This is a genomic window from Sphingomonas sp. J315 (assembly GCF_024666595.1).
Classification (GTDB): Bacteria; Pseudomonadota; Alphaproteobacteria; order Sphingomonadales; family Sphingomonadaceae; genus Sphingomonas.
This window is the reverse complement of sequence record NZ_CP088296.1, coordinates 3,513,650-3,527,689: the sequence shown is the minus strand read 5'-3', so window position 1 is coordinate 3,527,689 and position 14,040 is coordinate 3,513,650. Positions and strand designations below refer to the sequence as shown.

Annotated in this window: 6 protein-coding genes, 2 tRNA genes and 3 pseudogenes; 2 read left to right on the top strand and 9 right to left on the bottom strand. The window is 66.5% G+C overall.

Translation table 11 applies throughout. The features are described 5' to 3' along the window. Positions 1 to 90: 90 nt before the first annotated feature. From LRS08_RS17875 to LRS08_RS17860, 4 genes are all read right to left on the bottom strand, one after another. Positions 91 to 2,772, bottom strand: coding sequence for a valine--tRNA ligase (locus LRS08_RS17875; protein ID WP_257845901.1), 2,682 nt, complete (start codon positions 2,770 to 2,772; stop codon positions 91 to 93). A gap of 38 nt (positions 2,773 to 2,810) precedes the next feature. Beyond that, positions 2,811 to 3,350 carry a DUF2497 domain-containing protein gene (locus LRS08_RS17870; protein WP_260481074.1) on the bottom strand — a complete coding sequence of 180 codons (540 nt, stop codon included), beginning with the start codon at positions 3,348 to 3,350 and terminating at the stop codon, positions 2,811 to 2,813. A gap of 67 nt (positions 3,351 to 3,417) precedes the next feature. Continuing rightward, entirely contained in the window at positions 3,418 to 4,920 is a 1,503-nt protein-coding gene (locus tag LRS08_RS17865; RefSeq protein WP_257845902.1) for a TolC family outer membrane protein, read from the bottom strand. A 14-nt stretch (positions 4,921 to 4,934) separates the two neighbouring features. Beyond that, entirely contained in the window at positions 4,935 to 5,597 is a 663-nt protein-coding gene (locus LRS08_RS17860) for a protein-L-isoaspartate O-methyltransferase (protein WP_257845903.1), read from the bottom strand. Positions 5,598 to 5,761: 164 nt separating this feature from the next. Between LRS08_RS17860 and LRS08_RS17855 the strand changes: the two genes are divergently transcribed. Next, positions 5,762 to 5,835, top strand: a tRNA-Cys gene (locus LRS08_RS17855). Positions 5,836 to 5,840: 5 nt separating this feature from the next. Here the strand turns inward: LRS08_RS17855 and LRS08_RS17850 are convergent. Together LRS08_RS17850 and putA are read right to left on the bottom strand one after the other, a co-directional pair. Next, positions 5,841 to 7,061 (bottom strand): NAD(P)/FAD-dependent oxidoreductase, encoded by a 1,221-nt coding sequence (locus tag LRS08_RS17850; protein WP_257845904.1) that lies wholly within the window; start codon positions 7,059 to 7,061, stop codon positions 5,841 to 5,843. Positions 7,062 to 7,161: 100 nt separating this feature from the next. Continuing rightward, positions 7,162 to 10,762: pseudogene (gene putA, locus LRS08_RS17845) on the bottom strand (trifunctional transcriptional regulator/proline dehydrogenase/L-glutamate gamma-semialdehyde dehydrogenase). 94 nt (positions 10,763 to 10,856) lie between these two features. On the opposite strand from putA, the gene LRS08_RS17840 reads away from it, so the two are divergent. Continuing rightward, on the top strand, positions 10,857 to 11,330 hold the full coding sequence (locus LRS08_RS17840) for an Lrp/AsnC family transcriptional regulator (RefSeq protein ID WP_257845905.1): 474 nt from the start codon (positions 10,857 to 10,859) through the stop codon (positions 11,328 to 11,330). Between the two features lie 5 nt (positions 11,331 to 11,335). Here the strand turns inward: LRS08_RS17840 and LRS08_RS17835 are convergent. The 3 genes and pseudogenes from LRS08_RS17835 to LRS08_RS17825 all read right to left on the bottom strand — a co-directional run bounded on the left by LRS08_RS17835 (position 11,336) and on the right by LRS08_RS17825 (position 14,024). Continuing rightward, a tRNA-Met gene (locus LRS08_RS17835) sits at positions 11,336 to 11,412 on the bottom strand. A gap of 57 nt (positions 11,413 to 11,469) precedes the next feature. Beyond that, positions 11,470 to 11,976: pseudogene (locus LRS08_RS17830) on the bottom strand (2'-5' RNA ligase family protein). 118 nt (positions 11,977 to 12,094) lie between these two features. Further along, positions 12,095 to 14,024 (bottom strand): annotated as a pseudogene (locus LRS08_RS17825) (potassium transporter Kup). Positions 14,025 to 14,040: the final 16 nt, after the last annotated feature.

Below are 14,040 nucleotides of genomic sequence, written 5' to 3'. Positions count from 1 at the left end.
GGGGAGGACGGCGACGATCTCTCGAGCGTCGTGCTTCCTCCCCTCCGTCAGCTGTGCTGACACCTCCCCCTGGCGGGGGAGGATTAATGGTTACCCCAGTCGCCCCAGCGCTGCGCCCAACCGCGCCGCTTCGGCCGACTTCTCGGCATGGTCCGCCCGCGCCTTCTCCACCGCCTCGGGCTTGGCCTTTTCGGCAAAAGCAGGGTTGGACAGCCGCGCGTTGAGGCTATCCCGCTCCTTCTCCGCCGCCGCGATCGCCTTGGTCAGGCGCGCGCGTTCGGCGTCGAGATCGATCACGCCTTCGAGCGGGAGGACATAGGTCGCCTCGTCCACCACGATCTGCAATGCGCCGCCCGCCGGCGCCGCGCCCTCGGCGCGGTCGACGCGGGCCAGACGGCTCAGCGCCGCATTCTGGCGCGCAAGCCGCTCCAGCGTGTCGGCATGCGCATCGCGCACGTGCAGCGCCAGCCGTGCGCCCGGCGGTACGTTCAGCTCGGTCCGCGCCGCGCGCAGCTCGCTCACCAGCCGGATCAGCCAGTCGATCTCCTGCGCCGCCTCGGGATCGAGCGCGCGCGCATCCGCCATCGGCCATTTGGCGGCGATGATCGGGTAATCCGGGCGTTCGCCCATCTTCGACCACAGCTCTTCGGTGATGAAGGGCATGAACGGGTGGAGCATGACGAGGATCTGGTCGAGCACCCAGCCCGCGACCTGCCGCGTCTCCTCGGCTCCCTCGGCGCCTTCGGTCTGGAGCACCGGCTTGATCAACTCCAGATACCAGTCGCAGAAGCGGCTCCAGGTGAACTGGTAGATGGTGTTGGCCGCGCCGTCGAACCGATGGTCGGCAAAGGCGATGTCCATCGCCTGCACCGTGGACACCGTCTCCGCGATAATCCACTTGTTCACCGCGAGCGTGGCGCGAGGAGCCTCGACATGTTCGCTTGCGCGAATCCCGTTCGACTGCGCGAACCGCGCCGCATTCCACAGCTTGGTCGCGAAGTTGCGATACCCCTCGACGCGCTTTTCATCCATCTTCACGTCGCGGCCCTGGCTCTCCATCGCCGCCATGAAGAAGCGCAGCGCGTCCGCGCCATATTGGTCGATCAGACCCAGCGGATCGACGACATTGCCCTTGGACTTGGACATCTTCGCGCCATCAGCGGCGCGGACAAGCCCGTGCAGATACAAGGTCTTGAACGGCACTTCTTTCATGAAGTGCAAACCCTGCATCATCATCCGCGCATCCCAGAAGAACAGGATGTCGAAGCCGGAAATCAGCACATCATTGGGATAACGCCCGCCGAGCGTCGGGTCGTCATTCTCGGGCCAGCCCAACGTCGCGAACGGCCACAGCGCGGAGGAAAACCAGGTATCGAGAACATCCTCGTCCTGCGTCAGGGCAACGCCCTCACCCGCCTGCGCCTGAGCTTCGGCTTCGTTTTCAGCGACATAGACGCTGCCGTCCTCGGCGAACCACGCCGGAATCCGATGCCCCCACCACAGCTGGCGGCTGACGCACCACGGCTGGATGTTCTCCATCCAGTTGAAATAGGTCTTTTCCCAGCTCTTCGGCACGACCTTGGTCGCGCCCGACCGCACCGCCTCGATCGCGGGTTTCGCCAGCGTCGCCGCGTCGACATACCATTGGTCGGTCAGCCACGGTTCGATCACCACGCCCGAGCGGTCGCCGAACGGCGTCTGGATCTTGCGCGGCTCTGCGTCGTGTTCGTTGCCGTCCTTGTCGGTCCAGGGAACGAGGAAACCCTCGTCCTTCAGCCGTGCCACGACCTTCTCACGCGCGTCGAAGCGGTCGAGGCCGATCAGCTCGGCCGGGATCAACCCGTCCGAAGTCTGGCAAAGCATCGCCTTGGCATCGAGCATATTGAGCATGTCGCGCGCCTCGATTCCGGCGCGGCGGCCGACTTCGAAGTCATTGAAGTCATGGCCCGGCGTGATCTTGACCGCGCCCGACCCCAGTTCGGGATCGGCATGTTCGTCGGCGACGATCGGGATCAGGCGGCCGGTGATCGGTAGCTTGACCTGCTTGCCGACCAATGCGGCATAGCGCTCATCGGTCGGGTGCACCGCTACCGCCATATCGGCCAGCATCGTTTCCGGCCGCGTCGTCGCGACAAGGATAAAGCCGCTGCCATCGGCGAGCGGATAACGCAGGTGCCAGAACTTGCCGGCAACCTCGCGCGTCTCGACCTCAAGGTCGCTGATCGCGGTTCCGAGGCCCGGGTCCCAGTTCACCAGCCTTTTGTCGCGGTAGATCAGGCCCTGCTTGTGGAGGTCGACAAAGACCTTGAGCACGGCCTTCGAAAAGCCCTCGTCCATCGTGAAGCGCTCGTCGGACCAGTCCATCGAACAGCCGAGGCGCCGCAGCTGACCGGTGATCGCCCCGCCGCTCTCGGCCTTCCACTCCCACACCTTTGCGACGAACTCCTCGCGGGTGAAGTTGGTGCGCTTCTGCTGGCGTTCGTTGAGCTGGCGCTCGACCACCATCTGCGTCGCGATGCCGGCATGGTCCATGCCGACCACCCAGCGCGCGTCCATGCCCTTCAGCCGCGCATGACGGACGAGAATGTCCTGCAGCGTATTGTCGAGCGCATGGCCGATATGCAGCGAGCCGGTGACGTTCGGCGGCGGGTTGACGATCGTCCAGGGCTGCGCGCCCGGACGTTCCGGCCGGAACAGCCCGTTGCTTTCCCAATAGGCGTACCAGCGCTGCTCGATATCGGCGGGGTCGAAGGTCTTTGGAAGTTCGCTCATGCCCCGCCCTCTAACGGGCGGGACGGCTTAGGCAAGACTCAGTCCCGCCCCGCCGCAATCCGCGAAATCTCGCGCTGGACCATTTCCTCGACCATGCGCGGCAGATTGGCGTCGAGCCAGTCGCGCAGCATGGGGCGGATCATCTCGCGCACCATGGCCTCCAGCGAAGTTTCGCCAGCGGGCAGCGCGGGGGCCGGCGCAGCCTCGGGCTTCACCACCATGCGCGACAGCGCCTCGAGCGGGCCACGCGTGGCTTCGGCGGTCGTCTGCGAGAGGATCGGTTCGGCGCGCGCGGCCGGCTGAGGCTCGGGTTCCACGTCGCGCAGATCGACGCGCGGCGTCTCGCGCTGCACGGGTTGGGGTGCACGGCGCGGCTCGGGCTGCAGCGGCTCGCTAGGCGCGGGCTCGTTCAGCTCCAGGATCTCGTCTTCGTCATCGGCAGGCGCGGGAGCAGGCGCCGCCGCACGCGCCGGACGACGCGGACGGCTAGCGGTCGCGGCATCGCCCTCTTCGGCGATGATGCGTTTGATAGAGGAAAGGATATCCTCCATCGACGGTTCGTTGCTCACGTCCCCCATAATCGTTCCTTAACCAGGAATCGCAACCGCCGCCACCTGTGAGAAATACAGGGGTGCTGTCAACCGATTAGCGCGGGCTGGGATCGATCGGACCGGAAACATTCGGGTTCTGCGCGGGGGTGTCGACGGTGCGCGTCGCCTCCGCCTCGGGGGTGGGGTTGTCGCGCCAGTCGGACAGGCTGCCACGCACGCGATCATAGTTGGCGACCGGGTCGTAGAGCGGACCACCGTCGAGCCCCAGATCCTCGGCCTCGGCCTTGCCCATCGCCGCCAGCACCGCAAAGCCCGCGACATAGGCGTCGCGCTCGGCGGTCACCAGCTGAACCTGGCTGTTGAGCAACTCCTGCTCGGCGTTCAGGATATCGAGGATGGTGCGCGTCCCGACGCTGTTCTCGGCGCGGACGCCTTCAAGGCTCAGCTGGTTGGCCTGGACCGCAACCCGGCTGCTCTCGATCACTCGCAGCGCGGACTGATAGACGGCGTAGGCCGAACGTGCCTGCGCGATCACGGCGCGCTCGGTCGCAGTGACCTGTTCGATCGAGGCCGATTCGCGCGCCTGCGCCTGACGCACCTGCGCCGCCGGGCGACCGCCCTGGAACAGAGGCAGGCTGACGCTGACCCCAGCCGAGGTCGCGAAACCGTCATTTTTGAGGCCGTTGTTCACGCCCAATGCGGGCACCGATCCGAAGCGGTTATAATAGTCGCCGCCCACACCGACACTGACCGTCGGCAGGCGGCCAGCACGCGCGACGCGCACGTCGTATGTGCTCGCTTCACGCGCCTTGCGTGCGCCTTCCAGTGCGGGATTGTCGGTCAGCGCGACCTGTACGGCCTGATCCGGGCTGGCGGGCAGGCCCGGCAGCGCGGGCGGCTGCGCGAGGACGCCCGGCGCGGTGCCGACGATACGGATGTAATTCTCACGGCTGGAGATCAGCCGGGCCTCCGCGCCGCGCAACTGGCTCTGCGCCAGCGCGAGCCGCGCTTCGGACTGGGCGACGTCGGTGCGGGTCAGGTCGCCGACTTCGAACCGGTCGCGCGTCGCCTGGAGGTTGACGTCGAGCGCGCGGACATTCTGCTGGTTGAGCCGCACCGTCGCCTCGTCGCGGATCACGTCCATGTACACCGCGACGACATCGGTGAAGAGCGCCGATTCGACGCTGCGCAGACCCGCGCGGCCCGCTTCGACGCGAGTTTCGGCCGCGCGAACCGAATTGCGTACTGCGCCACCCGAAAACACGGGAACGCTGAGGTCAAGCCCGACCGATCCGGTGCGCGGCGATGCCAGCCCGCTCGAATCGGTATCGTACAGATTCTCGTTATAGCCTGCGTTCGAGCTTACGCCCGGAAGCCCGCGCGAGCGGGCGATCGGCACATTCTCGTCCGTCGCGCGCAGGTTGGCGCGCTCCGCAGTCAGATCGGGGTTGGTACGATACGCCTTGACCATCGCCTCGCGCAGCGTCTCGTTCGGCTGCGGCGCGGGCGCCTGCGCCGCAGGCGGCGTGGTCTGCGCCAGCGCGGGAAGCGTCAGGCCGGCAACGCTTACACCGGCAAGGATCAGGCTCAATCGCATCAGGTTCGCTTTCCTCAGAACTGGAAGCCGCGCGGCTTTTCAAAGCCGGGCAAGGGGGCAATTTCACTGTCGACGATGCTGGCTAGGCCGACGCCGCCGCCGGTACGCACGCCCGACGCGATTCGGGTAACGCCGCGATCGGACAGGCCGGTGACGACCCGCCCGCCCTCGCGCAGTTGCGCAGCAAGTGCCTCGGGAATCTCTTCGACTGCGCCGTCGATGAGCAGCAGGTCATAGGGTGCACCGGCCGGCGCACCGGCGGCGAGCGAACCTTCCACCAGCGTGACGCCATTGCCCAGCGCGGCCCGCGCCAGCGCCACCAGATTCACATCTTCCTCGACCAGCGTCACGACCGCACCAAGTTCCGCAGCGATCGCGGCGGCATAGCCCCCCGCTGCGCCGACGATCAGCGCCTTCTCCCCCGCCACGATCCGCGCTTCGGTGAGCAACAAGCCCGTGGCCAGCGGCGGATTCTGCGCCCGGCCGTTGCCGAGCGGGAGCGAACGGTCGCGATAGGCGAAGGCACGCTGCGATTCGGGCAGATAATCCTCACGCGCGACCTGCGCCATCGCGGCGACCACGCGCGCGTCGTTGACGCCGCTGGTGCGCAGCTGGCTCGCTACCATCGCGGCGCGGGCGGCCTCCTGGCCCTGGGGTTCAATGGTCGCGGTCATCATCACTCCAGCCCTGTTCGCATAACTGTTATAGTCATGCAATACACTTGTTTGCTCGCGCGCTTGTATCGCGTGCCGCCGCCTTCGCCAAGCAAGCTACGCCGCAAAATTCGCAACAGCGGTTGACAGTTGCGCGTGCGCCGCGCAGAGCGCGCCCTCGCTGTCGAGGCCCGATGGCGGAGTGGTTACGCAGAGGACTGCAAATCCTTGCACGCCGGTTCGATTCCGGCTCGGGCCTCCAACGCCTTACCCGACCAGTTCCTTCAGCGGTACGCTTGCGTCGGCAAGCGCCACCGGGTCCGGTGACAGCCGTTCGATCACCAGCTTGCGCCCCTGGACATAGTCCTTGGTCGCGTTGACGCAGTCGAGCGCGATCACGCGGCCCTCTTTCAGATAGAGCACAGAAAAGCTGCGGCTCGCCGGATCGCCGCGCAGGATCGCCGCGTCATGGCCGGTCGACAGGCCGACGGTCTGCAGCTTCAGATCATACTGGTTCGACCAGAACCACGGCACCGCGTCATAGGCCAGGTCCTGCCCCATGATAATCTTGGCCACCAACGTCGCCTGATCGTTCGCATTCTGCACCGATTCGAGTCGGATCGGCATGTCGTCGGCGAAGCGGTTGGCGTGAAGCGCACAGTCGCCGATGGCATAGACATCGGGCAGCGAGGTGCGGCACTGGTGATCGACCGCAACGCCATTGCCGCCCTGTGCGCCGGCCGCAATCAGCGGTTCGACGGCGGGTATGATGCCGATGCCGACGATCACCATTTGCGCGGGGATCACCTCACCGTCCTGCATCCGCACGCCGCTCACCCGGCCCTCCCCCTCGATACAGTCGACCGCCGCGCCCAGCCGCACATCGACGCCATGCGCGCGATGCTCGCCCTCGAAGAAGCGCGACAGCGGTTCGCCTGCAACGCGCGCCAGCACCCGGTCGAGCGCTTCGAGCAGCACGACCTTCTTGCCCAGCTTGGCAAGCACCGCCGCCGCCTCCAGTCCGATATAGCCGCCGCCGATCACTACTGCCTGCTCGACGCCGTCCAGCTCCGCCAACATCCGGTCGGCATCGGCGCGGATGCGGACCGTATGGACGCCGGTCAGGTCGTTGCCGGCACATCCGATCCGGCGCGGGCTGCCCCCGGTCGCCCAGATCAACTGGCCATAGCCGATTGTCGCACCATCCGCAGTGGTCAGGCTGTGCGCCGCGGGATCGACCGACACGACGCGGCGGTTCAGCAGCATCTCGACATTGCGCTCGACCCAGAAGGCGGCCGGGCGGATCAGGATACGGTCAAAGCTCTTCTCGCCCTGGAAATAGTCCTTCGACAGCGGCGGGCGCTCGTAGGGCAATTCCGGCTCGTCGCCGATCACCGCGATCGTTCCCTCGAACTTGGCCTGACGCAGCGCGATCGCCGCCTGTGCCCCGCCGTGCCCCGCGCCCACGATCACGATATCGAAGTGCATCTTCCGCTCCCGTATTTTCCGGTGCGGCTAGCAGCGGCTACGTCGATGGCCAACACAAAGCGGCTCGGGTGGCCCAAAGCCGCGCTTTTGCCCGGTCGCCTCAGGCCATTGCCATCAGACTCGCATTGCCGCCCGCCGCGGTGGTGTTGATCGAGGTCGAGACCTCCTCGACCAGCCAGTCGAGCCGTGACGTTCCTGCCTGCGCCAGCACGATCGGGCCTGAAAGCGCGGCGATGTCGGCCAGCGCGGCCAAACGGATGGCGTCGTCGCCCTCGATCAGCGCACCGCCATACGGCCCTGCACTGCCCCAATCGGCGACCCAGTCAATCCGCTGCGCCACACGATCGGGAAGCCCCGCGAGCGAGACGCGCAGGGCCATGTTCCCGATCACCGCGCGGTTGCCCGTCGCCAGCACCGCGCACAGCTGTTCGATCAGCCCCGCGCGCGTCTGCGGCAACAGCAACACCCGCCCGCGCGGATGGATGGAGTACAGGTTCGCCTCGCCCACCGGGCCCGGCAGCTCGACCTGAGCACCCAGCAGCGACGCCTCGCCCGCTTCGCGCGCGCACTCGCCCGCATCGCCGAGCCAAAGCGCGAAATCGCGCAGCGCCGGATCGGACGCTGCGGATGCAAGGTCGGCGGGGACCGTCGGCGCCTTCACCAGCCGCCCCAGATAGAGTGGCCCGCCCGCCTTCGGCCCGGTCCCCGACAAGCCGCGCCCGCCAAATGGCTGCACGCCCACCACCGCGCCGATGATGTTGCGGTTGATGTACAGGTTACCCGCCTCGACCCGCTGGGTGACATGCTCGACCGTCTCGTCGAGCCGCGTGTGGAGGCCGAACGTCAGGCCATAACCTGTAGCGTTGATCGCATCGATCACCCGGTCCAGGTCGCGGCGCTTGTAACGCATCACGTGCAGCACCGGGCCGAACACCTCGCGCTCCAGGTCGCTCAGCGCGTCGATCTCGATGATCGTCGGCGGCACGAACGTCCCCTGCCCGGTCTCTCCCGCCAGTTCGATCTGTTCGACGCGGCGGCCCCTGGCGCGCATCTTCTCGATATGCGCGAGGATATTGCCCTGCGCCTCGGCGGTGATCACCGGGCCGATATCGGTCGACAGGCTGTCGGTGCGCCCGATCGACAATTCGTGCAGCGCGCCGCGCAGCATCGTCAGGATCCGGTCGGCGACATCATTCTGCAGGCACAACACACGCAGCGCGGAGCAACGCTGGCCCGCACTGTCGAACGCCGATGCGATGACGTCCGCCACAACCTGCTCCGCGAGCGCGGAGCTATCGACGATCATCGCATTCTGCCCGCCGGTTTCGGCAATGAACGGGATCGGCGTGCCGTCGCTGGCCAGCCGCGTGGCAAGCTGCTTCTGGATGATTCGTGCGACCTCGGTCGATCCGGTGAACATCACCCCCTGGGTCCCCGCAGCACCGACCAGCGCCGCGCCGATCTTGCCGTCGCCGGGGATCAGCTGAACCACGTCCGCCGGAACCCCCGCCGCGTGGAGGATCGCGATGCCCTGCGCGGCGATCAGCGGAGTTTCTTCTGCGGGTTTGGCCAGCACGGGGTTGCCGGTGACCAAGGCGGCGGCGACCTGGCCGATAAAGATCGCCAGCGGGAAGTTCCACGGGCTGATGCAGGTCACCGGACCTAACGGGGCATGGGCAACGCCCAGCGTCGCGCGTGCCTGCTGCGCATAATAGCGCAGGAAATCGACCGCCTCCCGTACCTCGGCAATCGCGTTGGGGGCGGACTTGCCCGCCTCGCGCATGATGAGCCCCATCAGCAGCTGCATCCGCGATTCCATGATGTCCGCGGCGCGGTCGAGGACAGGCGGCGCGCTCGGCGACCGGCACAGCGGCCCAATCGGCAGCGACGGTCTGCGCGCTCTTCACCGCGTCCGCAGCGGCCTTTGCGCTCGTCTCGACCACCGTCCCAACAATATCGAGCGCGTCAGCCGGGTTAGCGACCGGACGCGACTTGCCCAAACCACTCGCAGGCTGAGCCAGCCAACCGATGTCCGCGCTCTCCCGCAACGCATCGCCTAGTGCAGCCAGCGCGGTCTCATCGGACAGGTCGATCCCCGACGAATTGGTCCGAGCACCATAAAGGTCGCGGGGCAGCGCGATGATCGGGTGCTTGCTTCCGGGCGCGTCCATCGCGGTCACCACCTCGACCGGGTCGGTGACCAGCTCGGCAATCGATACTTCAGGATTGGCGATGCGGTTGACGAAGCTGGAATTCGCCCCGTTCTCCAGCAGCCTGCGCACGAGATAGGCGAGCAAAGTCTCATGCGTCCCCACCGGCGCATATATGCGGCACGGACGGTTCAGCTTCGACGAACCGACCACCTCGTCATAGAGCGGCTCGCCCATGCCGTGCAGGCACTGGAACTCATAGTCGCCGATCGTAAAGTCCGGCCCGGCAAGGTGATAGATCGTCGCCAGCGACTGCGCGTTGTGCGTCGCGAATTGCGGGAACACATGGGCTTTGGCCGCGAGCAGCTTCTTCGCGCAGGCGATATACGCGACGTCCGTATGCACCTTTCGGGTATAGACCGGGAAATCGGGCAGCCCGTCGACCTGCGCCCGCTTGATCTCCGCGTCCCAGTACGCGCCCTTGACCAGCCGCACCATGATCCGCCGCCCGGCACGCTGGGCGAGGTCGATGATCCAGTCGATCACGAACGGACAGCGCTTGCCATAAGCCTGCACCACGAACCCCAGCCCGTCCCAGCCCGACAGATCGGGATCCAGCGCCAAACTTTCGAGCAGGTCGAGCGACAGTTCGAGCCGGTCGGCCTCCTCCGCATCGATGTTGAAGCCGATGTCGTAGGACTTCGCCAGCACCGCCAGCGCCTTCACCCGCGGCAGCAACTCCGCCATCACGCGCCCGGCCTGTGCGCGGGCATAGCGCGGGTGCAACGCCGACAGCTTGATCGAAATCCCCGGCCCGCCGACCACGCCGCGCCCCGGCGACGCCGTGCCGATCGCGTTCACCGCATTCTCGTAATCGCGATAATAGCGGTCGGCGTCCGCCATCGTCGTCGCCGCTTCGCCCAGCATGTCATAGCTATACTGGAATCCGCGCGCCTCCAGCGGGCGGGCGCGCTTCAGCGCCTCGGCGATCGTCTCGCCGGTCACGAACTGCTCGCCCATCATCCGCATTGCCATGTCGACGCCGCGCCGGATCACCGGCTCGCCCGCACGCGCGATCAGCCGCGTCAGCGCCGCCGCCAGCCCGGCATCGTTGACGCTACCGGTCAGCTTGCCCGTGACCACCAGCCCCCAGGTCGCGGCGTTGACGAACAGCGACCGCCCGTCGCCGACATGGCTCTTCCAGTCGCCATCCGAAATCTTGTCGCGGATCAGCGCGTCGCGCGTCGCCGCGTCGGGAATGCGCAGCAGCGCTTCGGCCAGGCACATCAGCGCGACGCCCTCCTGGCTCGACAGTGCATATTCCTGCACCAGCCCCTCGACCCCGGTGCCCTTGTGCTTCGCGCGCAGCGCCGTGATCAGCCCAGTCGCGGTCGCCCGGGCCGCCTCGCGGGTGCCCGTAGGCAGCGTCGCTGCCTCGATCAGCGGGGCGAGGCATTCGGGCTCTGGGCGGCGATAGGCGGCGGTGATCGCGGCGCGCAGCGGCGTGGCGGGGCGAATGGGCGGAGCGAAATCGGCGAAGGGCTGGGTCATCCGCGCATCCTATCAAAAAGTGTCGCGGCAGATGGACTTTTGAAACGCGCCATGCTTGGCATTTCGCCTTCATTTTGGCGATCTGGCAGGCGAAATGCGCGCTCACATCCTCGATCACAGCGATCTTGACCTGTTCGACCGCAAGATCGTCGAGATTTTGCGGGTCGATGGCCGCATCTCGATCACCGATCTCGCCGCCCGTGTCGGCCTGTCAAAAACGCCGTGCCAGGTGCGCGTAAAGCGGCTGATCGCCAGCGGTGTGATCCGCGGCTTCCGCGCAATCGTCGACCCCGCGCGCCTCGGCCTCGACCACGTCGCCTTCGCCGAGGTCAAGCTGTCCGACACGCGCGAGGATGCGCTGGAGGCGTTCCGCGCGGCGGTGCTGCGGATCCCCGAGGTCGAGGAATGCCACATGATCGCCAGCAGCTTCGACTATCTGCTCAAGGTCCGCACGGCGGATATCCGTCGCTATCGCGAAGTGCTGGGCGAACGCATCTCCAGCCTGCCGCATGTCGCGAGCACATCGACCTTCGTCGCGATGGAGACAATCCGCGATGCGGGGGGATAATGGCATGGTAGCGGAGGAGGGACTTGAACCCCCGACCCCAGGATTATGATTCCCGTGCTCTAACCAACTGAGCTACTCCGCCATGCCAGGCGGCCCCTTCGGGCGAGAGCGGCGCACATAGGCAGGGTTTTCGGGCCGGTCAAGCGAACATGTGGCGGGAAATCGGCTCCCATGGCCCGCCGCGATAATAGTATGCGCCAAGGCCAGCGATCTCGACCTCGCGCGGCTGGAAATCCTTGCTGAGCGCGCCAAGCCGCAGCTTTGCCATCGACGGCGCCACCTTGTTCTGGATCGTGACATGCGGGCGCCACCCGCCCGCGTCCTGTGGGGTCAGCAACCCCGCGAATGCCGCGCACAGATCGCGCCGGATTTCGATCAGGCCGGGCGACTCGATCCTGATCGCCACGCCCCGCCCCAGCGACATCAGCCCCGCCGCCCGCGCCGCCGGCGCACGCACGCCGCGCGTCGCCGCGTTGAGCCGGTGCTTGAGCTCGTCCAGCGCCGATGGCGGCAGGTGATGGAACAGCGTCAGATGCGCCGCGAGGACGTTGCGCTACGGCGGAAAATGCTCCCGCCGCAGCGCGTCGAACGCGGCCTGATCCTGCCGCCCGAACAGCGCCGACACGATGACAGGTGCCGAAGTCATGATGTGCTCCGGCACCAGCCCGCTCCCCCACCCGGCCACCCAGCGGTAGCATGATATGGGTGGCGGGGTGGGGGAGCGGGCTGGTGCCGCCGCGGCATTGCCGCGTAAACAAACGCCCTCAAATCTCCACCTGGCTCCCCAGCTCGACCACGCGATTGGTGGGCAGACGGAAGAATTCCATCGCGCTTTCGGCGTTGCGCAGCATCCACGCGAACAGCTTCTCGCGCCACAGCTTCATCCCCGGATTGTCCGACGCCAGCAACGTCTGGCGCGACAGGAAGAAGCTGGTGTCCATCATGTTGAACGCCCCGCCGCACGCGCTGCACGCGGCCAGCGCCGCCGGAACGTCGGCCTCCTGCATAAACCCGTACAGGATCTTCATCCGGTGGAACCCCTGCCCGAGATCGTCGAGATGTACGCGATCGGCTTCGTCGACATAGGGCTGGTCGGCGATCTTGACGGTCAGCAGGATCACCCGCTCGTGCAACACCTTGTTGTGCTTCAAATTATGGAGCAGCGCGTGCGGCACGCCTTCCGGCGTCGAGGTCATGAATACCGCCGTCCCCTTCACCCGCGTCGCCGAGCTGGCGGCGGACTGGATGAACACCTTGATCGGCATCGCCGCCTCACGCATCCGCTCGACCATCAGGCGGCGGCCCTTCGCCCAGGTGGTGAGCAGGGTGAAGATCACCACACCCGCCAGCAGCGGGAACCAGCCACCATCGGGCACCTTGGTCAGGTTTGCGCTGAAATAGGCGAGGTCGACGACGAAGAAGAGCGCGAGCAGCGGCACCGCATAGCGCTTCTTCCACTTCCACAACCCGAACAGCACGACCGCGATCAGGAAATTGTCGATCAGCATCGCGCCCGTCACCGCGATGCCATAGGCGGCGGTCAGGTTGGACGAGGTCTGGAAGGTCAGCACAAGCAGGATGATCGCGATCATCAACGCCCAGTTGATCAGCGGGATGTAGATCTGGCCTGCGGTATCCGCGCTGGTATGGCTGATCCGCAGGCGCGGAATAAAGCCGAGCTGGATACCCTGCTGAGTCACCGAAAAGGCACCGGTGATCACCGCCTGCGACGCGATGATCGCGGCCATCGTCGCGATGCCGACCAGCGGCAGCCGCAGATACTCCGGCGCGAGCATATAGAACGGACTCTGCAGCGCGCTGGCGTCGCGCATCAGCAGCGCCCCCTGCCCCATATAGTTGAGCATCAGCGCGGGCAGCACGAACCACAGCCACGACACGCGGATCGGCTTGCGCCCGAAATGTCCCATATCGGCGTAGAGCGCCTCGGCGCCCGTCACGGCCAGCACGACCGACCCGAGCGCAAGGAAAGCTGCAAAGCCGTCAATCACGAAGAAATGGACTGCATAGCTCGGCAGCAGCGCCCAGAGGACTTCGGGTGTCTTGATCACGCTGAGCGTGCCGAGCGTCGCGATCGTGGCAAAATAGCCAAGCATGATCGGCCCGAACATCGCGCCAACCCGCGCGGTCCCGGTGCGCTGAATCGAAAAAGAGCGCGACCAGGATCGCCACCGCAATTGGCAGGATCCAGTTCGAGAAGGTCGGCGCGGCAACCGCGATCCCCTCAACCGCCGACAGGACCGAAACTGCGGGCGTAATCATCGAATCGCCATAGAAGAGCGCGGTGGCGAACACGCCGAGGATCACGATCCCTGCGGTCCAGCGCTTCTGCCCGCTCGACCGATTGATCAGCGCAAGCAGCGCGAGGCTCCCGCCCTCGCCCTTGTTGTCGGCGCGCATGATGATGCTGACATATTTCAGCGTCACCACCGCCATCATCGACCAGAACATCAGGCTGATGACGCCCATGATATGTTCCTGGTCCAGCGCGAGGGGATGGTGCCCCGCGAAGGTTTCCTTGAACGCATAGAGCGGACTGGTGCCGATATCGCCGAACACGATCCCGATCGCGCCGACCGCGAGCTTCCACAGCGCAGCCTCGCGGCCATGCGTGTGATGCTGGTCGGTGGGGGTCGAGTCGGCCGCCGGCTCGGGGCTACCGTTGGGCTCGCTCACGGGAGGAACTTGCGTG